This window comes from Metabacillus litoralis (assembly GCF_020524045.1).
GTDB lineage: Bacteria > Bacillota > Bacilli > Bacillales > Bacillaceae > Metabacillus > Metabacillus litoralis_C.
The window spans coordinates 1-714 of the sequence record NZ_JAIVKL010000049.1 but is presented as its reverse complement, the minus strand read 5'-3'; the positions used below and the strand labels follow the sequence as shown (position 1 = coordinate 714).

General features: G+C 46.4%; 2 tRNA genes and 2 rRNA genes. All 4 read left to right on the top strand.

Features of this window, described 5'->3' with window-relative positions:
• Positions 1–73: ribosomal RNA gene (locus LC076_RS24015) — 16S ribosomal RNA — on the top strand; the annotation flags it as partial.
• Positions 74–151: 78 nt separating this feature from the next.
• A tRNA-Ile gene (locus LC076_RS24010) sits at positions 152–228 on the top strand.
• A 17-nt stretch (positions 229–245) separates the two neighbouring features.
• Positions 246–321 (top strand) — tRNA-Ala (locus LC076_RS24005).
• A 263-nt stretch (positions 322–584) separates the two neighbouring features.
• A 23S ribosomal RNA gene (locus LC076_RS24000) occupies positions 585–714 on the top strand; the annotation flags it as partial.

The following is a 714-nucleotide window of genomic DNA, read 5'->3' as shown; positions in this document are numbered from 1 at the left end:
GGTGGGACAGATGATTGGGGTGAAGTCGTAACAAGGTAGCCGTATCGGAAGGTGCGGCTGGATCACCTCCTTTCTAAGGAAAATGAGGCACGCTTGGTATTTTGTTTAGTTTTGAGAGAACTTTGTTCTCTGGAAATAATAGTTAATAGATGGGCCTATAGCTCAGCTGGTTAGAGCGCACGCCTGATAAGCGTGAGGTCGATGGTTCGAGTCCATTTAGGCCCACCATCTTTTAACAATATAATGGGGCCTTAGCTCAGCTGGGAGAGCGCCTGCCTTGCACGCAGGAGGTCAGCGGTTCGATCCCGCTAGGCTCCACCAACATGTTCCTTGAAAACTAGATAACGAAAAACAATTCAAGTAATTCACTGAGTTTAAACGCTTAGTTTAGTGATTCTCTTAGTAATGTTAAACTGGGATACAATTTAAGTATTGATATCCTGAGACAAAGGAGAAGCGAGAAGTTCGAGGCGACGAGTGATTGAGGAGCGGAATGTACGTTTTGTGTACATGAGCACCGCAGAACACGAAGTCAACGAAGAAATTCGAAGCTTATCGTTTGTCGTAAGCCATTTGATTGGCAAGGTTAAGTTAGTAAGGGCGCACGGTGGATGCCTTGGCACTAGGAGCCGATGAAGGACGGTACTAACACCGATATGCTTCGGGGAGCTGTAAGTAAGCTTTGATCCGGAGATTTCCGAATGGGGAAACCCA